General features: G+C 64.9%; 18 protein-coding genes and 1 pseudogene. 15 read left to right on the forward strand and 4 right to left on the reverse strand.

Annotated features, from left to right (window positions below):
* Nucleotides 1-109: 109 nt before the first annotated feature.
* The 4 genes from ACNFBT_RS23300 to katG all read left to right on the forward strand — a co-directional run bounded on the left by ACNFBT_RS23300 (nucleotide 110) and on the right by katG (nucleotide 5,962).
* Nucleotides 110-679 carry an antibiotic biosynthesis monooxygenase gene (locus ACNFBT_RS23300; protein ID WP_416753100.1) on the forward strand — a complete coding sequence of 190 codons (570 nt, stop codon included), beginning with the start codon at nucleotides 110-112 and terminating at the stop codon, nucleotides 677-679.
* A 72-nt stretch (nucleotides 680-751) separates the two neighbouring features.
* A complete protein-coding gene (locus tag ACNFBT_RS23305) occupies nucleotides 752-1,570 on the forward strand; it encodes an alpha/beta fold hydrolase (protein ID WP_416753101.1) in 819 nt (272 codons plus the stop codon).
* Between the two features lie 11 nt (nucleotides 1,571-1,581).
* Nucleotides 1,582-3,435, forward strand: coding sequence for an amidohydrolase (locus ACNFBT_RS23310; RefSeq protein ID WP_416753102.1), 1,854 nt, complete (start codon nucleotides 1,582-1,584; stop codon nucleotides 3,433-3,435).
* A 340-nt stretch (nucleotides 3,436-3,775) separates the two neighbouring features.
* Nucleotides 3,776-5,962 carry a catalase/peroxidase HPI gene (gene katG, locus ACNFBT_RS23315; RefSeq protein WP_416753103.1) on the forward strand — a complete coding sequence of 729 codons (2,187 nt, stop codon included), beginning with the start codon at nucleotides 3,776-3,778 and terminating at the stop codon, nucleotides 5,960-5,962.
* Between the two features lie 146 nt (nucleotides 5,963-6,108).
* Here katG and ACNFBT_RS23320 read toward each other — a convergent pair whose 3' ends face one another.
* Complete coding sequence (locus tag ACNFBT_RS23320; RefSeq protein WP_416753104.1) at nucleotides 6,109-6,678, reverse strand: cysteine dioxygenase; 570 nt, start codon at nucleotides 6,676-6,678, stop codon at nucleotides 6,109-6,111.
* 188 nt (nucleotides 6,679-6,866) lie between these two features.
* Nucleotides 6,867-7,496, reverse strand: a complete 630-nt coding sequence (ycaC, locus tag ACNFBT_RS23325; RefSeq protein WP_416753105.1) for an isochorismate family cysteine hydrolase YcaC — start codon at nucleotides 7,494-7,496, stop codon at nucleotides 6,867-6,869.
* A gap of 158 nt (nucleotides 7,497-7,654) precedes the next feature.
* On the opposite strand from ycaC (ACNFBT_RS23325), the gene ACNFBT_RS23330 reads away from it, so the two are divergent.
* The gene (locus ACNFBT_RS23330) at nucleotides 7,655-8,560 is read left to right on the forward strand and encodes a LysR substrate-binding domain-containing protein (RefSeq protein ID WP_416753106.1); all 906 of its coding nucleotides are present in this window, start codon (nucleotides 7,655-7,657) and stop codon (nucleotides 8,558-8,560) included.
* Nucleotides 8,561-8,567: 7 nt separating this feature from the next.
* On the opposite strand, the gene ACNFBT_RS23335 is transcribed toward ACNFBT_RS23330, so the two are convergent.
* A complete protein-coding gene (locus tag ACNFBT_RS23335) occupies nucleotides 8,568-10,067 on the reverse strand; it encodes a PLP-dependent aminotransferase family protein (protein ID WP_416753107.1) in 1,500 nt (499 codons plus the stop codon).
* Nucleotides 10,068-10,205: 138 nt separating this feature from the next.
* Between ACNFBT_RS23335 and ACNFBT_RS23340 the strand changes: the two genes are divergently transcribed.
* The 7 genes from ACNFBT_RS23340 (at nucleotide 10,206) to ACNFBT_RS23370 (ending at nucleotide 17,371) form a co-directional block, all read left to right on the forward strand.
* Nucleotides 10,206-11,408, forward strand: coding sequence for an NAD(P)/FAD-dependent oxidoreductase (locus ACNFBT_RS23340; RefSeq protein ID WP_416753108.1), 1,203 nt, complete (start codon nucleotides 10,206-10,208; stop codon nucleotides 11,406-11,408).
* A gap of 219 nt (nucleotides 11,409-11,627) precedes the next feature.
* A complete protein-coding gene (locus ACNFBT_RS23345) occupies nucleotides 11,628-12,494 on the forward strand; it encodes a pirin family protein (protein ID WP_416753109.1) in 867 nt (288 codons plus the stop codon).
* Nucleotides 12,495-12,699: 205 nt separating this feature from the next.
* Nucleotides 12,700-13,326, forward strand: coding sequence for an isochorismate family cysteine hydrolase YcaC (ycaC, locus tag ACNFBT_RS23350; RefSeq protein WP_416753110.1), 627 nt, complete (start codon nucleotides 12,700-12,702; stop codon nucleotides 13,324-13,326).
* Nucleotides 13,327-13,405: 79 nt separating this feature from the next.
* Entirely contained in the window at nucleotides 13,406-13,804 is a 399-nt protein-coding gene (locus ACNFBT_RS23355) for an OsmC family protein (RefSeq protein WP_416753111.1), read from the forward strand.
* Between the two features lie 46 nt (nucleotides 13,805-13,850).
* Nucleotides 13,851-14,792 carry a pirin family protein gene (locus tag ACNFBT_RS23360; RefSeq protein WP_416753132.1) on the forward strand — a complete coding sequence of 314 codons (942 nt, stop codon included), beginning with the start codon at nucleotides 13,851-13,853 and terminating at the stop codon, nucleotides 14,790-14,792.
* A gap of 11 nt (nucleotides 14,793-14,803) precedes the next feature.
* Nucleotides 14,804-16,228 (forward strand): OprD family outer membrane porin, encoded by a 1,425-nt coding sequence (locus ACNFBT_RS23365; protein WP_416753112.1) that lies wholly within the window; start codon nucleotides 14,804-14,806, stop codon nucleotides 16,226-16,228.
* Between the two features lie 234 nt (nucleotides 16,229-16,462).
* The gene (locus ACNFBT_RS23370) at nucleotides 16,463-17,371 is read left to right on the forward strand and encodes a LysR substrate-binding domain-containing protein (protein WP_416753113.1); all 909 of its coding nucleotides are present in this window, start codon (nucleotides 16,463-16,465) and stop codon (nucleotides 17,369-17,371) included.
* A 44-nt stretch (nucleotides 17,372-17,415) separates the two neighbouring features.
* On the opposite strand, the gene ACNFBT_RS23375 is transcribed toward ACNFBT_RS23370, so the two are convergent.
* A complete protein-coding gene (locus ACNFBT_RS23375) occupies nucleotides 17,416-18,387 on the reverse strand; it encodes a DNA-binding protein (protein WP_416753114.1) in 972 nt (323 codons plus the stop codon).
* Between the two features lie 180 nt (nucleotides 18,388-18,567).
* Here ACNFBT_RS23375 and ACNFBT_RS23380 point away from each other — a divergent pair, with 180 nt between their 5' ends.
* From ACNFBT_RS23380 to ACNFBT_RS23390, 3 genes and pseudogenes are all read left to right on the forward strand, one after another.
* Nucleotides 18,568-19,494 (forward strand): site-specific integrase, encoded by a 927-nt coding sequence (locus ACNFBT_RS23380; protein WP_416753115.1) that lies wholly within the window; start codon nucleotides 18,568-18,570, stop codon nucleotides 19,492-19,494.
* A gap of 486 nt (nucleotides 19,495-19,980) precedes the next feature.
* Nucleotides 19,981-20,400 (forward strand): group II truncated hemoglobin, encoded by a 420-nt coding sequence (locus tag ACNFBT_RS23385; RefSeq protein WP_416753116.1) that lies wholly within the window; start codon nucleotides 19,981-19,983, stop codon nucleotides 20,398-20,400.
* Nucleotides 20,401-21,042: pseudogene (locus ACNFBT_RS23390) on the forward strand (site-specific integrase); the annotation flags it as partial.
* Nucleotides 21,043-21,087 lie beyond the last annotated feature (45 nt).

A 21,087-nucleotide genomic window follows, 5' to 3' on the forward strand; every position in this document is an offset into this window, starting at 1 on the left:
TGAAGCCGGTCAGTCCCGGCCGCCGGCGGCGATTCAGCACATCTATCCAATAGCGCCCCCCGGCCGCGCCGTCATAGTGGCTGCATCCAAATCAGCCGCCGGGAAATCCATGAGCGCCGAAGCGATCGATCTGAACAGCGTGGTGACGCTGGTGGTCCACCACAAGGTGCGCTGCGAAGCCTTGCCCAGCTATGAAGCCTGGCTGCGCCGTACCGTGACCGCCGCGCGCCGGCAGCCTGGCCATCTGGGGGTGAACGTGATCCGCCCGGACGCCGAGGGCGCGATGTTCACCACCGTGGTGCGCTTTGCCCGGGCAGCGCAGTTGCAGGCCTGGATCGAGTCCACCGAGCGCGCGGCGCTGATCGCCGAGGTCTCGCCGCTGCTGGAAGACGGCGATCACCCGCTGATCCACGACGACGCCGAGTTCTGGTTCACACCGGTCCGCGGCAACGTCAGCCCGCCACCCAAGTGGAAGCAGGCCGTGCTCACCTACCTGGTGATCTGCCCGCTGACCATGGTCATCCCGCGCCTCTGGGCTCCGGTTTTCGAGCGCTACCCGGTGCTGCACGGCGTGGTGCCGAGCAACCTGCTGATCACCCTGTGCATCGTGGTGCCGGTGGTGTTCCTGATCATGCCCTGGGTCACCCGGCGCTGCGCCGGCTGGCTGCGCGCCAGCTGACTTTCCCCCTCCGAGGCGTCCCGCGTGGCGCCCGTCCCACAACGACCTGCACGGCAGGCAAAGGAGTTTTCCATGAGCACTTTCGTAACCCGTGACGGCACCGAGATCTATTACAAGGACTGGGGCAGCGGCAAACCCGTGCTGTTCAGCCACGGCTGGCCGCTGGACGGCGACATGTGGGAATACCAGATGCAGTACCTGAGCAGCCGCGGCTACCGCACCATCGCCTTCGACCGTCGCGGTTTCGGCCGCTCCAGCCAGCCGTGGAACGGCTACGACTACGACACCTTCGCCGATGACATCGCCGGCCTGATCGAGCACCTGGACCTGCGCGAGGTCACCCTGGTCGGCTTCTCCATGGGCGGCGGCGACGTCAGCCGCTACATCCGCCGCCATGGCACCTCTCGCGTCGCCGGCCTGGTGCTGCTGGGCGCGGTGACGCCGATTTTCGGCCAGTCCGCTGATTTCCCCCAGGGGGTCGAGAAGGGCGTGTTCGACGGCATCAAGGCCGGCCTGCTGCAGGACCGCGCGCAGTTCATCGCCGATTTCGCCGCGCCGTTCTATGGCACCAACCACGGCCAGAAGGTCTCCAATGGCGTGCTCACCCAGACCCTCAACATCGCCCTGCTGGCCTCGCTCAAGGGCACCCTGGACTGCGTTACCGCATTCTCGGAAACCGACTTCCGCGCGGACCTGGCCAAGGTCGACGTGCCGACCCTGGTGATCCACGGCGACGACGACCAGATCGTGCCGTTCGAAACCACCGGCAAGCTGGCCGCCGAGCAGATTCCGGGCGCCGAACTGAAGGTCTACGCCGGCGCGCCCCACGGCTTTGCCGTCACCCACGCGCAGCAACTCAATGAAGACCTGCTGGCCTTCCTGCAACGCTGAGGTACCCGAGCATGAGCAACGCAGAACGCAACGCAGACCTGATCCTGTTCAACGGCAAGCTGCACACCGTCGACCCGGAACGCCCGCACGCCACCGCCGTGGCCATCGCCGACGGCAAGTTCCTGGTCGTCGGCACCGACGCCCAGGCAATGGCTTACCGCGACGCCTCGACCCAACTGGTCGACCTCAACCGCCGCACCGTCATCCCCGGCCTCAACGACTCGCACCTGCACCTGATCCGCGGCGGCCTGAACTACAACCTCGAACTGCGCTGGGAGGGCGTGCCGTCGCTCTCCGACGCACTGGAGATGCTGCGCCTGCAAGCCCAGCGCACGCCGTCGCCGCAGTGGGTACGGGTGGTCGGCGGCTGGAACGAGTTCCAGTTCGCCGAGCGTCGCCTGCCGACCCTCGAGGAGCTGAACAAGGCGGCGCCGGACACCCCGGTGTTCGTCCTGCACCTGTATGACCGCGCACTGCTCAACCGCGCCGCGCTGCGCGTTGTCGGCTACACCAAGGACACGCCGAACCCGCCCGGCGGCGAGATTGTCCGCGACAGCAACGGCGAGCCCACCGGCATGCTGATCGCGCGGCCCAACGCGATGATCCTCTACGCGACCCTGGCCAAGGGACCGAAGCTGCCGCTGGAGTACCAGGTCAACTCGACCCGGCAGTTCATGCGCGAGCTGAACCGTCTCGGCCTTACCAGCGTGATCGACGCCGGCGGCGGCTTCCAGAACTATCCGGACGACTACCAGGTAATCCAGCAACTGGCCGACGCCGACCAGCTTACCGTGCGTATCGCCTACAACCTGTTCACCCAGAGGCCCAAGGAAGAGCTGGCCGACTTCAGGAACTGGACCTCCAGCGTCACCTACGGCCAGGGCACCGACTTCCTGCGTCACAACGGCGCCGGCGAGATGCTGGTGTTTTCCGCCGCCGACTTCGAGGACTTCCTCGAACCGCGTCCGGACCTCCCCGGCACCATGGAAGCGGAGCTGGAACCGGTGGTGCGCCACCTGGTCGAGCAGCGCTGGCCGTTCCGCCTGCACGCGACCTATGACGAGTCCATCTCGCGCATGCTCGACGTGTTCGAGAAGGTCGACCGCGACATTCCGTTCAACGGCCTGCCGTGGTTCTTCGACCACGCCGAGACCATCTCGCCGAAGAACATCGAGCGCGTCCGCGCCCTGGGCGGCGGCATTGCCATCCAGGACCGCATGGCCTTCCAGGGCGAGTACTTCGTCGACCGCTATGGCAAGCAGGCCGCCGAGGCCACGCCGCCGATCAAGCGCATGCTGGCCGAAGGCGTGCCGGTGGGGGCGGGTACCGACGCCACCCGTGTGTCCAGCTACAACCCCTGGACCTCGCTGTACTGGATGGTCAGCGGCAAGACCGTGGGCGGCCTGAGCCTGTACCCGGAGGGGCTGTCGCGCGAAGTGGCGATCCAGTTGTTCACCCACGGCAGCGCCTGGTTCTCCAGCGAGCAGGGCAAGAAGGGCATGCTCAAGGCCGGCCAACTGGCGGACCTGGCGGTGCTCTCGGAGGACTTCTTCAGCGTCGAGGAAGAGGCCATCAAGACCATCGAGTCGGTGCTCACCGTGGTGGGCGGCAAGATCGTCCACGGCGACCGCGAGTTCGACAAGCTGGCCCCGCCGAGCATCCCGGTGGTGCCGGAGTGGTCACCGGTGGCCATGGTGCCCGGCCACTGGCGTCCGCAGGCGCCGCTGCAAAACGCCGTGCACCAGTGCGTCGGCTCCTGCGGTGTGCATGGCCACAGTCATGAGCGCGCCCGTACCAGGGACGTGCCGGTGAGCGACTTCGCCGGGTTCTGGGGCGCGTTCGGCTGTTCCTGCTTCGCGTTCTGACAGAGCAGGGCGCCTGCGCGTAGACCACGTCCGCGATCCCCGCGATAACCGTCGCGGACAAGGTCCTCTCTCCCGCCAGCGGGAGAGAGGACTGTTCGGCGCAGGATCAAGCCATGGCGTCAGACGGGAGGGCCGGCCCGCCGTCTTCTCCCGACGGAGCGGGCCATGCCCGCGATCCGCAGCCACACGCCAACCCCGAACCTGCGGCAACCGGCATCGATAGCCTTTTACCGCAGGTATCGATCAATAACTGTAATAGCAGCCCGGCCCATTTGATCTATCTTCTGATGGTTAAGCGAAGCCACAGCGCCGGTGCCTGGGCGCAGACGAGGAGCCTGTGATGAGTGACGAGAAGAAAGCCAGCTGCCCGTTCAACCACGCCGCTGGCGGCGGCACGACGAACCGTGACTGGTGGCCGAACCAGCTGAGGCTGGACCTGCTCCACCAGCATTCCTCCAAATCCAATCCCATGGAGGAATCCTTCAACTACGCCGAGGCGTTCAAGAGCCTCGACCTGGCCGCAGTGAAGAAAGACCTGACGGCCCTGATGACCGACTCCCAGGACTGGTGGCCGGCCGACTACGGCCACTATGGCCCGCTCTTCATCCGCATGGCCTGGCACGCCGCCGGCACCTACCGCATCGGCGACGGCCGGGGTGGCGCGGGGCGCGGTCAACAGCGCTTCGCCCCGCTCAACAGCTGGCCGGACAACGTCAGCCTGGACAAGGCCCGCCGGCTCCTCTGGCCGATCAAGCAGAAATACGGCAACAAGCTGTCTTGGGCCGACCTGATCATCCTCACCGGCAACGTCGCGCTGGAATCCATGGGCTTCAAGACCTTCGGCTTTGCCGGCGGCCGTGCGGACGTGTGGGAACCGGACATGGACGTGTATTGGGGCGACGAGAAGACCTGGCTGGGCGACCAGCGCTACACCGGCGACCGCGACCTGGAAAACCCGCTGGCCGCCGTGCAGATGGGCCTGATCTACGTGAACCCGGAAGGCCCCAACGGCAACCCTGACCCGCTTGCCGCCGCCGTCGACATCCGCGAAACCTTCGCGCGCATGGCCATGAATGACGAAGAGACCGTGGCGCTGATCGTCGGCGGCCACACCTTCGGCAAGACCCACGGCGCCGGCCCGGCCGACAACGTCGGGGCCAACCCCGAAGCCGCTCCGCTGGAAGAGCAGGGCCTGGGCTGGCGCAGCACCTACAAGACCGGCGTCGGTGCCGATGCCATCACCAGCGGCCTGGAAGTGGTCTGGACCAACACCCCGACCCAGTGGAGCAACAACTTCCTGAACATCCTGTTCGGCTACGAATGGGAACTGACCAAGAGCCCGGCCGGCGCCCATCAGTGGAAGCCCAAGAATGGCGCCGGGGCCGGCAGCATTCCGGACCCGTTCGACCCGAACAAGCGCCGCGACCCGACCATGCTCACCACGGACATCTCGCTGCGCACCGACCCGATCTACGAAAAAATCTCCCGGCGCTTCCACCAGAACCCCGACCAGCTGGCCGACGCCTTCGCCCGCGCCTGGTTCAAGCTCACCCACCGCGACATGGGCCCGCGCGCCCGCTACCTGGGCCCGGAAGTCCCCGCCGAACAACTGATCTGGCAGGACCCGATCCCCGCCGTCGACCACCCGCTGGTGGACGCCAACGACATTGCCGCGCTCAAGACCCAGGTGCTGGCCTCCGGGCTCAGCGTCTCTGAACTGGTTTCCACCGCCTGGGCCTCGGCTTCGACCTTCCGTGGTTCGGACAAGCGCGGTGGCGCCAACGGTGCGCGCATTCGCCTGGCGCCGCAGAAGGACTGGCCCGCCAACGACCCACAACAGTTGGCCAAGGTGCTCAAGGTGCTCGAAGGCATCCAGGGCGACTTCAACAAGTCCGCTTCCGGCGGCAAGAGGATCTCCCTGGCCGACCTGATCGTGCTGGCCGGCGGTGCTGCCGTGGAGAAGGCGGCGAAGGATGGCGGCTGCAGCGTGTCCGTAGCCTTCGCGCCGGGCCGCATGGACGCCAGCCAGGACCAGACCGACGTGGACTCGGTCGGCATGCTCGAACCGCGCGCCGATGGCTTCCGCAACTTCCTCAAGGCCAAGTACCCGGTCCTGCCGGAACACCTGCTGGTGGACAAGGCCCAGTTGCTGACCCTGACCGCGCCGGAAATGACCGCACTGGTCGGCGGCCTGCGCGTGCTGGGCGCCAACGTCGGGCAGTCGGCGCACGGCGTGTTCACCAGCAAGCCGGGCACCCTGAGCAACGATTTCTTCGTCAACCTGCTGGACATGGGCACGGTGTGGAAACCGACTTCGGCCGCCAATGACCTCTACGAAGGCCGCGACCGCAAGAGCGGCAGCGTGAAGTGGATCGGCACCCGCATCGACCTGGTGTTCGGCTCCAACGCACAGCTGCGCGCCCTGGCGGAGGTCTATGCCTGCAGCGACTCCAAGCAGAAGTTCGTCGATGACTTCGTCAACGCCTGGACCAAGGTGATGAACCTGGATCGCTTCGATCTGCGCTGATCCTCGGTAAAACCAACTCCTAGGTAAAGCAACGCCCCGCGAGCGCTATCCGGCTCGCGGGGCGTTTTGTTTTCCGAGTCTGTCTTTTTCAGGACGCGTGGATCAACGCCGCCACAGCCCCGGCAGCCCTTCGTCCCTGGCGGCAATCAACGCGGGTTGTAATCCACCTGCACCATTTCCCGCGTTCCGGCCGCTACGTCGTAGATGTGGTAGTTGTTCATCATCCGCCCGTACAGGTGCAGGCTGACGGCGCGCGGGCGCTCGGCGGGTACGCCGGTGATGTGGATGTGGTCGGGGTTGGGCACGAAGCTGGTGACCGAACCCGGCGGCAACAGGATCACGCCGCCGCGCACCAGCTCTATGCCATCGTCGCGGTTGCGGTCGGGCGACAGGCACACGTAGCTGCGTTCTTCCAGCACGCCTTCGACGATACCGACCACGCCCCAGCTGCCGTGGTCATGCACCGGCGTCCATTGCCCTGGCGACCAGACCAGCGCAAAGAGCGACAAGCCGGCATCCTCGGCGCAATAGATCAGGTTGCGCGAGTAGTGCGCCGGGTCCGCCCGGTAGTGCTCGGGCTCGAGGAAGTCCACGGCGTGGTCGATCAGTTCCATCATCGACGGCGCGAGCGCCAGCACGCACTGGCAGGGCTCGGATTCGGCGTGGCTGAGTTCGACGGCGTGCTCGATGAAGCGGGAAAGGATGGGGTGCGACATTGCTGGCGGCCCTCCGGGCGGTTCTTCTGCGGTACCTGGACGGAACCTTCGGCCCGAGAGGAGCGCTCCCGATGAGGAAGAAAACCCCCGTCGTCACCACTGTAGCCGGCTTTTCGCCGCCACGCCGGCCCATGCAAAAAGGCCGGCACCTCGCTGGAGGTGCCGGCCCGTGGGGCTTGCGTGCTGTCTTACTTGCCGCCGCTGAGGGCGTTGTAGCTGGTGATCAGGTTGCGGTAGTCCGGGATGTGGTTGGAGCACAGCGCGGCCAGGCCTTCGATGTCGTTGCGCCAGTCGCGGTGCAGCTCACAGGCCACGCCGAACCAGGTCATCAGCTGGGCGCCGGCGGCTTCCATGCGGCGCCAGGCGGCGTCACGGGTCATTTCATTGAAGGTGCCGGAGGCATCAGCCACCACGAAGACGTCGAAACCTTCGGCCAGAGCGGACAGGGCAGGGAAGGCCACGCACACCTCGGTTACCACGCCGGCGATGATCAGCTGCTTCTTGCCGGTGGCCTTGATCGCCTTGACGAAGTCTTCGTTGTCCCAGGCGTTGATCTGGCCGGGGCGGGCGATGTAGGGGGCATCCGGGAACATTTCCTTCAGTTCCGGCACCAGCGGGCCGTTGGGGCCGGTCTCGAAGCTGGTGGTGAGGATGGTCGGCAGCTTGAAGAACTTGGCCAGGTCAGCCAGGGCCAGGACATTGTTCTTGAACTTGTCCGGCTCGATGTCGCGAACCAGGGAGAGCAGGCCGGCCTGGTGGTCGACCAGCAGTACGACGGCGTTGTCCTTGTCCAGACGGTTGTAAGTGGCGTTGGTCATGTTGAAATCCTCGATTTGCTTTCAGTGGGTGCCCGGCGTGCCGGAGGTTCTTTTGGACTCGCTGCAGTGCGTCACTGCATGGGATGAATATTAAAAACGGCACCCTTGGTGCGCTAGACTGCGAAAATCATCTCTAGCGTTCTATTTAAGGAACGGAAATGGAAGACCTGAACTCCCTGTACTACTTCACGCAGGTGGTGGAGCACGGCGGTTTCGCCTCCGCCGGGCGTGCGCTGGACATGCCCAAGTCCAAACTCAGCCGGCGCATCGCGGAGCTGGAGGAGCGACTCGGTGTGCGCCTGCTGCAGCGCACCAGCCGGCACTGTTCGCTGACCGAGATCGGCCAGGCCTACTACCAGCGCTGCCTGGCGATGCGGGTGGAAGCGGAGGGCGCGGCGGAGGTGATCGAGCGCAACCGCAGTGAGCCGCGTGGGTTGGTGCGCCTGGCGTGCCCGACGACGCTGCTGAACGCCTGGGTGGGGCCGATGCTGTCGCGCTACATGCTCAAGTACCCGGCGGTGGAGCTGTTCATCGAGAGCACCAACCGGCGCGTCGATCTGCTCCACGAAGGGTTCGACGTGGCGCTGCGGGTGCGCTTCCCGCCGCTGGAGAACACCGACATGGTGATGAAGGTGCTGGCCAACAGCACCCAGTGCCTGGTGGCGCATCCGGAGCTGCTGGCCCGGCTGCCGGCGGACTTCCGGCCGGAGGACCTCGGCGCGCTGCCGAGCCTGCACTGGGGCGGCGCGCAGCGCGAGTACCAGTGGGAGCTGTTCAATCCCGACGGGGAACGAATGGTGATCGGGCACCGGCCGCGCATGGTCACCGACGATCTGCTGGCCCTGCGCAATAGCGTGGTGGCGGGTGTGGGCATCGCGCATCTGCCGAGGGTGGCGGTGCGCGAGGACCTGGCGTCGGGCGCGCTGGTGGAGCCCATGCCCGGCTGGATGCCTCGCTGCGGCATCGTTCATGCCATCTTCCCGTCACGGCGCGGCCTGTTGCCCTCGGTGCGCACGCTGATCGACTTCCTGGCGGAGGAGTTCAGCCACAGCGATATGGCTTGAGGGCCGGTCAGCTTCTCAAGGCCCGTCCCATTACCTCGGCGGCCGCGTGGATGGAGGCTTCGTCATAGGGCGCGAAGCCCATCACGAGTCCCGGCACACGGGGCGCGGCGCTGTAGCGTGCGAGCGGTAGCAGATCGATGCCGGCTGCACTGATCCTGGCGTAGGCGGCGGCTTCGTCGTCCAATTCCAGTTCGACGGCGATGTCCAGGCCGGCGCGGATTTCCGGCACCCGGATCAACCCGCGCCAGTGGCGTTCGGCGGCCTCGGCGAAGGCTTCCGCCCGCGAGGCGTAGAGCTTGCGCATGCGCCGCACGTGGCGGTCGAAATGGCCCTCGCTGATGAAGTCGGCGAGCACCGCCTGGCCAAGGCTGTTGGCGTGCCGGGCGGTGAGGGCGGCGGCGCGGGTGAAGCTTTCCACCAGTTGCGGCGGCAGCACCAGGTAGGCCAGGCGGATCGCCGGGAACAGCAGCTTGCTGAAGGTGCCGGCGAGGATCACCGAGTGACTCGCGCCCGGCATCGAACGAAGCGCCGGGATCGGCTTGGCGATGAAGCGGTACTCGCTGTCGTAGTCGTCTTCGAACACATAGGCGTTGCCTTGGCTGGCCCAGCGCAGCAGGGCGAGCCGGCGTGCCGGGGACATCTCGCCACCCAATGGCGCCTGCCGCGACGGCGTGACGTAGGTCAGGCGTGCGTCGGCGGCCAGGCGGATGCCGTCCTCCACCCGCAGGCCGTCGTGGTCCACTGGCACGTCCACCCGCGTAACACCTGAGACTTCCATCAGCTGCCGGGCGCCGGGATACCCCGGGTCCTCCATCCAGACCTTTTCTCCCGGCGGCACCAGCAGCCGCAGGCAGAGGTCCAGCCCCTGCTGCACGCTGCCGAGAATGAGGATGCAGTCGGCGCTCACCTGCACGCCACGGGCGATGGCCAGGTAGCTGGCGACGGCCTCGCGCAGGGCCGGCAGGCCGCCGGGGTCCGCATCCAGCAAGGCCGGTAGCTTGGAGCTGCGCAATTGGTGCAGGTGCAGCTTGCGCCACAGGTCCACCGGGAAGGCGCCGACATCGCCCCGGTGCGGGAAGAACGGCCGCAGCCCTGGCGTGACGCTGCGCCGGGCGAAGATCGGGGTGATCGCGTTCAGCCGTTCGATCCAGGGTGTGTCCGGCGGCGGGAGGGGCGTTTCGGCGGTGGGGGTGACCTTGCGCCGGACGTAGCCGCTGCCGAGGGTCGCATCCGGCAGCACTTCGCTGACCTGGGTGCCGCTGCCCGTGCGCGCCTGCAGGTACCCCTCGGACAGCAATTGCTGGTAGGCCGCCTGCACCGTGCCCCGGGCGACTGTGTAGTGCTCTGCCAGGGCGCGGGTGCTGGGCAAGGTGCTGCCGCCGGGCAGGCGCCCACTGAGGATGGCTTCGCGCAGCGCTTCATACAGCCAGCGCTGCAGCGTGACGCCCGGCTCCGGGGCGCCGAGGGGGAGGGAAACGACCAGGGGAGCGTTCTTGTTGACGGGCATGGCCGGGCTCTCGAAGTGGACCAGTCATTTTAGCGGGAATTGGATCAATACGCTGGCCATGCTCGCCCGCACAATGCGTCCCGTAGTCCGGCATTAGGCCGGTGAGCTTCTCCCCACGACCTTTTTCTGGAGCCCATCATGAAACAACAGATTCTGATCATCGGTGCCGGATTCGGCGGCCTCTGGAGTGCCCTCAGTGCGGTGCGCCTGCTCGACCAGCAGCGCGCGGACGTGGCAGTCACGCTGCTCGCGCCGCAGGCCGAACTGCGCATACGCCCGCGCTTCTACGAACACAACGTCGCCGGCACCACCGCGCCGCTGGGCGAGCTGTTCGAGGCCGTCGGGGTGAACTTCGTCCAGGGCAGCGCCACCGACATCGACAGCCAGGCCCGGCGCGTTCGCTACAGCAACGCCAACGGCCAGTCGGGCGTGCTGGCGTACGACCGCCTGGTGCTGGCAGCCGGCAGCGAAGTGGCGCGCCCGGCGGCCGCCGGTATCGAACGTCACACCTTCGACGTGGACAGCCTGGAGTCGGCGCTGAAGCTGGAGGAGCACCTGCACGCGCTGGCCAGCCTGCCGGACAGCCCGGCACGCAACACCGTAGTGGTGGTGGGCGGTGGCTTCACCGGCATCGAGACCGCCACCGAAATGCCCGGCCGGCTGCGGTCGATCCTCGGCGAGAGCGCTGCGGTGAACGTCATCATCGTCGATCCGGGCCAGCGCATCGGCGCCGCCATGGGCGACTCGATCGCCGAGATCATCGCCCATGCCAGCGAGACGCTCGGCGTGTCCTGGCGCCTGGGCGCGCCGGTGAATTCGGTGGACGAGCACGGCGTGACCCTGGCCAGTGGCGAGCGCATCGAGACCCGCACGGTGGTCTGGGCCGCCGGGGTGAAAGCCTCGCCGCTCACCGCGCAGATCGACGCGCCGCGCGATCCCCGTGGCCGCCTGCACGTCGACCGCAACCTCAAGGTGCTGGGCCAGGAGCGCATCTACGCCACCGGCGATACCGCCTTCGCCGCGACGGACGACCTGGGCAACTACGCGCTGATGACCTGCCAGCACGCCATATCCCTGGGCCGTTCGGCCGGCAACAACGCCGCCGCCGACCTGCTGGGCGTCGCGCCGATTCCGTACAGCCAGCCCAAGTACGTCACCTGCCTGGACCTGGGTGGCTGGGGCGCCGTGTACACCGAGGGCTGGGACCGCCAGATCAAGCTGACGGGGGAGGAGGGCAAGCAGCTCAAGACCCAGATCAACACCCAGTGGATCTACCCGCCGGCGGCCGACCGCACGATTGCGCTGGCCGCGGCTGACCCGCTGATCCCCGTGGTGGCGTGATCGACGTCGGCCGTGATCGATAGCTGAAAGCAAGGCACAGAGCCGCACGTGAACAGCGTGCGGCTCTTTTGTTTCCGGCCTCGTCAGCAGGGCTGCTTTTACCACCCATCGAGGTGGTTTCAGTGTTCCAGCAATGGAACTGTGAGGGCCATTTCATGGCTCTACCGGGAGCAGCGTTGCGGCACTACCGTTACTGCCATGGGTTGCGGGAGGTGCGCAATGAAGAAGATTCTCGGTGTCTATACCAGCCCCAGGCCCCATTGGGTGGGTGACGGGTTTCCAGTCCGCACGCTGTTTTCCTACGACAGCCTGGGCAAGCACATCAGCCCCTTCCTCCTGCTCGACTTCGCCGGTCCGCAGGACTTCCCACCGACCACCGCTCGCCGGGGCGTGGGGCAGCATCCCCACCGCGGATTCGAGACGGTCACCTTGGTCTACAAGGGCGAGCTGGAACACCGCGACTCCACGGGAGCCGGCGGGCGCATCGGCCCTGGCGACGTGCAATGGATGACGGCGGCCTCGGGAATTCTTCATGAGGAGTTCCACTCCGAAGCCTTTGGCCGCAGCGGCGGAACCCTGGAGATGGTGCAGCTGTGGGTCAACCTGCCGGCCCGGGACAAGATGTCCGCGCCGCGTTACCAGACCCTCCTCGACAGCGCTATTCCGGCCATCGAGCTGGCCAATGGCGCCGGCACGCTGCGCCTGATCGCCGGGCAGTTCGATGGCCGGCAGGGGCCCGCGCAGACCTTCACGCCTATCGATGTCTGGGATCTGCGGCTCGAACGTGACATGCCGGTCAACCTGCCGGTGATTCCCGGCCACACCGCAGTCCTGGTGGTGCTGCACGGCACCGTGCTGGTGAACGGCAGCGAAGTCGTGCGCGAGGCGCAGACGGTGCTGTTCGACCGGGCGGGCGAGGAGGTGGTGCTGGAGGCGAACGGTGAGGCGCAGCTGTTGCTGCTGGCCGGCGAGCCCATCGATGAGCCGATCGTCGGCTACGGGCCCTTCGTGATGAACAGCGAAAGCGAGATAGGCCAGGCGGTTCAGGACTTCCAGAACGGTCGGTTCGGCCGACTGGATGACTGACGGTCCGGGTGTAGGTCCGCTGCGAAACTAACCTGATAAATCCCCGCAGTGGAATGTGAGGTTTGCGCTTCGGTCACTTTGGCCTTGGCTGTACAAGCCCCCGGCACTGAGTGACCCCGCAGGAATTACCGGATTCGCGTCTCTGAATCCACCCCTTGCCCAGCGCACCGCACTGGGCATTCAACCTGAGAACGAGGAAAACGCCATGAGCAAGCCCTACGTCCGTCTCGACAAGACCCAGGCCGCCGTATTGCTGGTCGATCACCAGACGGGTCTGCTTTCGCTGGTGCGGGATATCGAACCGGACAAGTTCAAGAACAACGTCCTGGCCCTGGCTGACCTGGCCAAGTACTTCAAGCTGCCGACCATTCTCACCACCAGCTTCGAAAACGGCCCCAACGGCCCGCTGGTGCCGGAACTTAAGGCAATGTTCCCGGATGCTCCCTACATTGCCCGTCCGGGCAACATCAACGCCTGGGACAACGAGGACTTCGTCAAGGCCGTCAAGGCCACCGGCAAGAAGCAGCTGATCATCGCCGGCGTGGTGACTGAAGTGTGCGTGGCCTTCCCGGCACTGTCGGCGTTGGCGGAAGACTTCGACGTCTTCGTGGTGGCGGATGCTTCCGGCACCTTCAACGAAGTCACCCGTGACGCCGCCTGGCGCCGCATGGAAGCCGCCGGTGCGCAGCTGATGACCTGGTTCGGCGTAGCCTGCGAGCTGCACCGCGACTGGCGCAACGATATCGAAGGCCTGGCCGCGCTGTTCTCCAACCACATCCCGGACTACCGCAACCTGATTACCAGCTACAGCCTGCTGACCGCAGCCAAGTGATCCTGCCGCGAGGAGCCACGCCAGGGCGCATGGCTCCTCGCCTGGCCTGAGAGAGCCGTCATTGAATTCGGGAGTTCCCATGGCTGTACCGACAGTCCGTGCATCCTTTGCAGGCGTGGCCTATCAGGTGAAATTGAGCGATGGCGAGCACGCATGGCTGGGCGACGTCCCCGCAGGGTTGGGCGGCGGCGACACGGGGCCTTCGCCGCATCAACTCCTGCTGTCCGCCCTGGGCGCCTGCACCTCCATCACGGTGGCCATGTATGCGCAGCGCAAGGGCATACCACTGGAGTCCATCGATGTGCAGTTGAGCGTGCTGCAGGAGCGGCCAGGGCAGACGGAGATAGGGCGCGATATCCACCTCTGCGGCGCGCTGACTGACGAACAGCGCACTCGCTTGCTGGAGATTGCCAATGCCTGCCCGATCCATAAGGTGCTGAGCGGTGAAATCCTCATTACCAGCAAGCTGGTCGAGTGAGGCCCGTGCAGGTCGTGAGTATCCCGGTGGTTAGGGAGATCTGATGATGAGTACACACGAAACCCAATGCGAGCTGTCATCGTCCGCCGACTGCCCGATCAATGACGGTGTTCGAGCTATTCAGCGGGTCGTTTCGCGCAGTGCCGAGGTCGGCGGCGGCATTCCCGTCAATCGGCTGCTGCCTTCGCGGCAACGGCGCATGGTCGGGGCCTGGTGCTTCCTGGACCATGCCGGGCCGGCGGTCTTCACCTCCGGGAAGGGGCTGCGTGTCGGGCCGCATCCGCATATCGGCCTGCAGACCTTTACCTGGATGATCGCCGGTGAAGTGCTCCATCGCGACAGCCTGGGCCATGTCCAGGTGATCCGCCCGGGCCAGGTGAACCTGATGACCGCGGGCCACGGCATTACCCATACCGAAGAATCCTTGCCGGGAGAGGCGCAGCTGCATGCGGTGCAGTTGTGGATCGCCCTGCCAGCCGCCGAGCGTGACCGCCCGCCGATGTTCGATCACTACGCGCAATTGCCCCAATGGCAGGCGGACGGCTTCGAGCTGACGCTGCTGGCCGGGAGCTTTGGGCCATACGCCGCGCCCGCTCGCACCTTCTCGCCGCTGGTGGGGCTCGATCTGGCGACGAAGGTGGCGACAGGCACCCGGCTTGGCCTGGAGCGGAGTCATGAATACGGCGTCCTGCCGCTGACCGGCGAGTGGAGTATCAACGGCGAGGTCTTCGGCGCGAACGAGTTTGCCTATCTGGGGCGCGGCCTGGCGTCGCTTGAGCTGGAGGTATCGACAGGCGCCCGCGCGGTACTGCTCGGTGGCGAGCCCTTTGCCGAGGAGATTTTCCTCTGGTGGAACTTCGTCGGGCACAGCAAGGCGGAGATTGCCCAGGCCCAACGCGAGTGGGAGGAGGGTGGTGCCCGGTTCGGCGAGGTGGCGGAGTTCGACGGGCCTCGCCTGGTTGCGCCGCCGCTTCCCTGGCGCGTCTGAGGATACCGACCATGAAGACCCCGCTCGTCGAGCGCCGCGCCCTGTTGTGCCCACTGGGGATCGGTCTGCTGCTGGCGTTACCCGCCCAGGCCGACAACTCCCTGGGGCAGAAGGACAACATCTTCACCGGCGTCAACGACCGACAGGCCGTCGAACTGGCCATCCCGCCGGGGCTGCTGGAAGGGTCGCGGCTGGACGGGCTGGTGAGGAATTACTACTTCCAGCGCGACAATCATTCCGAGCTGGTCACGAGCAATCCCACCGAGTGGGCGCAGGGCTTCCTGCTGTCGTTCAGGTCCGGCTTCACCGACACGCCGATTGGCGTCGGGGTCGATGCCCACGGCTTCCTGGGACTCAAGCTGGATGGCGGGGGTGGCAGCGGCGGCGCTGGTCTGCTGCCGCTGGACTCATCCCGCAAGTCCGAGGACGAGTTCTCCAGCGCGGGGGCTGCGCTCAAGCTCAGGTACCTCTATACCCTGGTCAAGGCGGGTGACCAGTTGGTGGAAAACCCGCTGGTGGCCAGCGGGACGAGCCGCCTGTTTCCGCAGTCCTATCGCGGCGTCACCCTGAGGAATCATGGCCTGCAGGACCTCTGGCTGGATGCGGGCTTCGTGGAATCCACGCGTTTGCGCAATCAGAGCGGGCACAGTGACCTGGTCACCGCCTACGGCGCGCGCAACAAGGCCGGCGTGCTGGCGGACCGCGAGAGCCCCCATCTGGGCTGGGCCGGAGCCATCTATAGCGGCCCCTGGGGTATGCAGCTCTCGGCCTATGGCGGCCAGCTCACGGATATCTGGAATCAGTACTACCTGGGCATCTCGGATGCCATCCCGGTCACCGACACGCTGGTGCTCAAGCCCTACCTGCACTACTTCAAGACGCGGGACGAGGGCAGCAGCCAGTTGGGGACGATCGATAACGACACCTACAGCGCCGGGCTCGCCGCGACCGCCTATGGGCAGACCGTCACCCTCGGGTTGCAGAAGGTCGATGGCAGGACGCCCTTCGATTACCTCACGCAGAACGACCGGATCTTCCTGTACCTGAGCAACTCCCAGCAGTTCGCCGACTTCAACGGCCCGGGGGAAAAGTCCTGGCGGGTGCAGTACGAAACACCCCTGACGTTCCTCAGCGTACCGACGCTGCAATTCATCGCAGCCTATACGCGGGGCGAGGCGGACCTGACCCGCGTGGACCCCAACAGCGCCGGCTACGGCTACATCTACAACCCGGACGGCAAGAACGCCAAGCACTGGGAGCGCGACCTCGCCTTCAAGTACCAGGTGCCTTCCGGGCCGGCGAAGGATCTGTCGCTGACCGTGCGCTGGGCCGCCCACCGCGAGGGCGACGGCTATACCGCGCCGGGCAACACCCGGGGCAACTCCAGCGCGGATGAGTACCGCCTGATCGTCGACTACCCGGTCAACCTGTTCTGAGACGCGGGATGACTTCGATGGCGTATCGGCTGTTTTCCCGTCTTGCGATCCTTAAGACTTGGTCACCCTGGTGCACAGGCCGCTCGCAATGATTGCCTGATCAGTTTCCGCAGGCCGATTTCAATCCCGGCAGACCCTGGGCAGCGCTTGCCCGGCGGGCTCCTGTTGCCTCCGTCCCTCGGGCGGGGGTGTCACCGTTCATGAGCAGGTTCGAAATGTTGTTGGCGAATGTCCATGTTTGATCTGAACGACCTGTTCCTCTATGCCAAGGTGGTCGAGCACGGCGGCTTCGCGCCCGCTGGCCGGATGCTGGGGTTGCCCAAGTCACGTTTGAGCCGCCGGGTATCACGGCTGGAAGAGCGCCTGGGCGTCCGCTTGATTCAGCGTTCGACCCGGCATTTCGCCGTCACTGAAATCGGCCAGGAGTATTACCAGCACTGCGTGGCGATGATGGATCAGGCCCTCGCTGCCGAGGACACTATCGAGCGCAGCCGGGCCGAACCGCGCGGCATGATCCGGGTGGCCTGCACGACGGCGCTGCTGGATGCGCGGGTAGCCTCCCTGTTGGCGCGGTTCATGGCCGAATGCCCGGTCGTGGAACTGCTGGTGAAGAGTTTCAATCGCCGCGTCGATGTCATCAGCGAAGGCTTCGATCTGGTGCTCAGCGTCCGCCATCAGCCGCTGGAAAGCAGCGAGCTGGTCATGCGCAAGCTGGCGCAGTGCCGATACTGCCTGGTGGCGGCGCCCAGCGTGCGTTCCAGTGCGGGTTCGCCGCTGGGCCCGGCGGACCTGGTTGAGCTGCCCAGCCTCTGCTGGGGGCCGAACGTCCAGGACTACGTCTGGGAACTGGATGGACCGAACGGGGCTTCGGCGTCCATCCACCTGCGTCCGCGCATCGTTTCCGACGACGTGTCCGTATTGCGCGAAGGGGCGCTGGCGGGGGTAGGGGTGGTGCTTCTGCCGGAGGAAGTGGTGAGCGAGGACCTGGCCAGCGGCAGGTTGGTCAATGTTCTCGACGATTGGACGCCGAAGCGGGGCGACGTGGTCGCGATCTTCCCTTCCCGCCGTGGCCTGATGCCGGCCGTGCGCAAGCTGATCGACTTTCTTGCCGAGGCGTTCGAGCGGGAGACCGTGGCTTCCTGAGAGGCATTCAACTGCTTGCTGGTTGCTCGGTGGCGAAGCCGAATCTACTCAGGTGCCGTAGCCTCCTCCAAACGTAGAGCAGCCTGCTGAAGCTGTTCTTCAAGCGCGGCAATCCTGATGGCCTGTTCTCTCGCCAATTGTTGTGACAGGCGAAGCTCATCGGTCAGTTCCTGGTTTCGTTCCTCGATCTCGATGCGCTGCCCGTCCAGCCGCGCCTTGTCCTGCCGGAGCACCTCGGAGGCCAGCGTTTCCCGCATGAGCTGCTGGTGCTTCGCTTCCTGTTCATTGCGCAGCAGCCGCGCCTCGGTGAGCAGTCGTTCGTTGTCGCGATTGAGCTGGGTCAGCTGGTCCTGGCGCACGATCATCGACTGCTGCAATTGCCGGAGCTCGACACCCAGTTGCTGGACCTGACCTTCGTGCTGTCGCTGCTCCTGCTCCCGCTGCTCCTTGGCCGCCTGACGGAAGTGATCCAGCGCCAGGCGGGCATGATTGTGCTTTTCCTCGAGCGAAAGAATCTGCGCATCCCGTTCCCGCAGACGGGTTTCCAGATCGCTACCCAGTTGGCGAAGCCGGGCGTTCGCAAGGTCAGCCTGGTGCTTCTGCTCCTGGGCGGCCTGGAGCTGGCTGCGAGACTCCTGCAACTGGGCTTCCATGGTCTGGACGGAGCCTTTGAGCAGATCGATCTGCGCTTGGGCGTTGCGTACCTGCTGCTGGTAGTCCAGCCGTTCGCGGGAGAGGGCGGCCCTGTCTTCCGCGACGGACTGCCGTGCTTCCTGTTGCAGCTGGCCGGCAAGCTGCGCCACCAGTTCGGTCAGGTTGTCGCTGAGCGAACGCGGCTGCCCTGCACGAGGCGCATGCTCCGCTTCGATTTCTTTCAGATAGCGATGGATCGTGGATTTCGACCCGGTGTTGCCCAGCTCGACCCGCAAGGCATCGATGCTCGGATTTTCTCCACGCGCCAGTATGGCTGCACGTGCCTTCTGTACCAGAGCCTTGGTGATTCCACCGCGTGCCATGGGGTCTCCGACGATTTCGTAATGTGGTACGTAATATGTAAATACGTAGCATTTTATCAAGAATATTCAAAGTTTGTGCTGAATAACTTGAGATTAGATAATCACGAATTATCACTTGTGATGGCCAAATCAAGGCGTCAGTGGCGCCGAGGGCCGGTACGGGAAAGGAGGAGGGCGGTGATGCCCCAGGAGTTGGAGCGCTATATAGAAGCGGCCACGCGTAGCAATACGCGGCGCAGCTACCAGGCCGCCATCGAGCATTTTGAGGTCAGTTGGGGAGGCTTCCTGCCGACCACCAGCGACATCGTTGCCCGTTACCTGGCCGAGCATGCCGGCGTTCTCAGCGCCAATACGCTCAAGACCCGGCTGGCGGCGCTTGCGCAATGGCATCTCAGCCAGGGCTTTCCTGACCCCACAAAAGCACCGATCGTGCGCAAGGTGCTGAAGGGAATTCGCGTGCTACACCCAAGGCCGGAGAAGCAGGCGCACCCGTTGCAGCTTCAGGAACTAGAGCTGTGCGTTCAGCACCTGGAGCGATCCGCCTTGTCAGCTCACCAGGCGGAAGATGCGCCCAGGCGCCGACGCAGCCTGCGTGACCGGGCGCTGATCCTCATGGGCTTCTGGCGTGCATTCCGCAGCGAAGAGCTTTGCCGGCTGCGGATCGAGCACATCGAGGTCACGCCAGGACAAGGCATGGCGATCTATCTGCCTTGGAGCAAGGCCGACCGGGAAAACCTCGGGCAGACCTTTCATGCACCGGCTTTGGCTCGTTTGTGTCCGGTACAGGCTTACCAGGAGTGGATAGCCGAGCTTGGCGAACCGCAAGGGCCGGTTTTCCGAAGCATCGATCGCTGGGGACATGCGAGCGACGGTCAGCTGCATCCGAACAGCGTCATTCCGATCCTGCGCGCAGCATTACGTGAATGCGGCATTCCTGCGGAACGTTACAGCAGCCATTCGCTGCGGCGAGGTTTCGCGACTTGGGCGACTCGCAGCGGTTGGGATCAAAAGACGTTGATGAGCTATGTGGGCTGGCGAGATCCGAAATCGGCGTTGCGCTATGTCGATCCGGCGTGGTCGTTGCCAGGTCAGTTCGCATTAACCTGAGGTGAATGTGAAAAACGCACCGAGCGTTGCCAGTGACACGACGGAGGTCAGCGGTACCAGGAATGAATCGGGTCGACGCGTTTGCCAGCGGCAAGTTCGGGTAGTCGATGAGGCATCATGCGAATGACGGGGCAACCAAGTGGAAATGGCCAGATGCCTGGCGTGAAATCCAGAGGGGAACCCTCCAGATTGGCTTACTCTTAGATTCGCATAATGTATATTATGTTAAATTGCGTATTGAATAATATGCACTCCTTTCTCCCGTTATCGATTCACTCAAAGCACTCTGAACTAATTCTCAGAAAAAACGCGAGCTAAAACTCCGAAACGGAGCTGCCAACGCAGATCTGAAAATTTACTTCGCGTTTGGGTCAGGCGCCGCGAATTAGTGGAATTCCATTCCGTACCTGTTGCAGCGTATGCCAACGGATCATCCGCTGAGGCGCCGGGTATAATGCGGCTCCCGAACTTCAGCGAGTACTGTCCGTGAGCAGCGTCTCTCCCTTTGGCACAGGCGATGCCTCCTACCAGGCCGCCGGCGGCATCGACGGACTGCGCCGCCTAGTCGACGACTTCTACCGGCTGATGGACGAACTGCCGGACATGGTCGACCTGCGCAGCATGCACCCGGAAAGCCTGGAACAGTCCCGTGACAAACTGACCTGCTTCCTCAGCGGCTGGCTGGGTGGCCCAAGGCTGTTCAGTGAAAAATACGGCCCCATCTCCATCCCGTCCTTCCACGCTCAATGGCCTATCGGCGAAGCCCTCAGCGGTGCCTGGCTGAGCTGCATGGAGCGCGCCATCTCCCTGCAGCCCTTCTCACCAGAATTTGCCGAATACCTGCTGACACAACTGCGCGTGCCGGCGCACCGGGTGGTACAGGCGAGTCGGACGCGACACGGTTGAGCCACATACAACTCATACCGTACTCATGTGGAGCGCCTGCTTCTATGGTCGGCGCTGATCGTCGAGAAGCCTCTCATCGAGCTGCGTCGTCGGGATGCTGAGGCTTTCATGGAGTTTTGCCTCAATCCACCCGCTGAATGGATAGGCCCGGTCGTTAAGTCTCGTTTTGTGCGAGTTGGCGGAAGGAAAAGGGGTGACAGTGACACGTATGGCATGAACTAGGACTGGCGTCCTTTCGCTACCACTGCTCCGAAACGAGATAGGAAAATCGCTTCCGAAACGCTGACCGCCCTCCCCTTGAGCGTCTACAAAATGTCTCAGGGGTCTGTGGCCCAGGTATTTGCCGTGTGCGGCAGCTTCTTTCAGCACGCGATAGACGAGGGATTCACCGAGGTGAATCCATTCCGGGCAGTTAAACAGAAGTCGATCTACAAGCAACGCAATACCTTGGACGTGGCGTCTCGCTCACTGACTCAGCTGCAGTGGAGCTTTGTCATTGAGACCGCCGAACTGATGGCGGCAACTGACCCTGCCCATGAGCGCACTCTATTTATTGTTGCCACGCTCTTCTCGATGTTTCTGCGTGCCTCTGACCTCGTAGGACGTGATAACTGGCAGCCCGTCATGGGGGATTTTCGTCGAGCGATCAGCTCTTTCGTGGGCCAGCCATACTTCGAAGGCCCAGGC

It is taken from the genome of Pseudomonas sp. NY15181 (assembly GCF_048068055.1).
Classification (GTDB): Bacteria; Pseudomonadota; Gammaproteobacteria; order Pseudomonadales; family Pseudomonadaceae; genus Pseudomonas.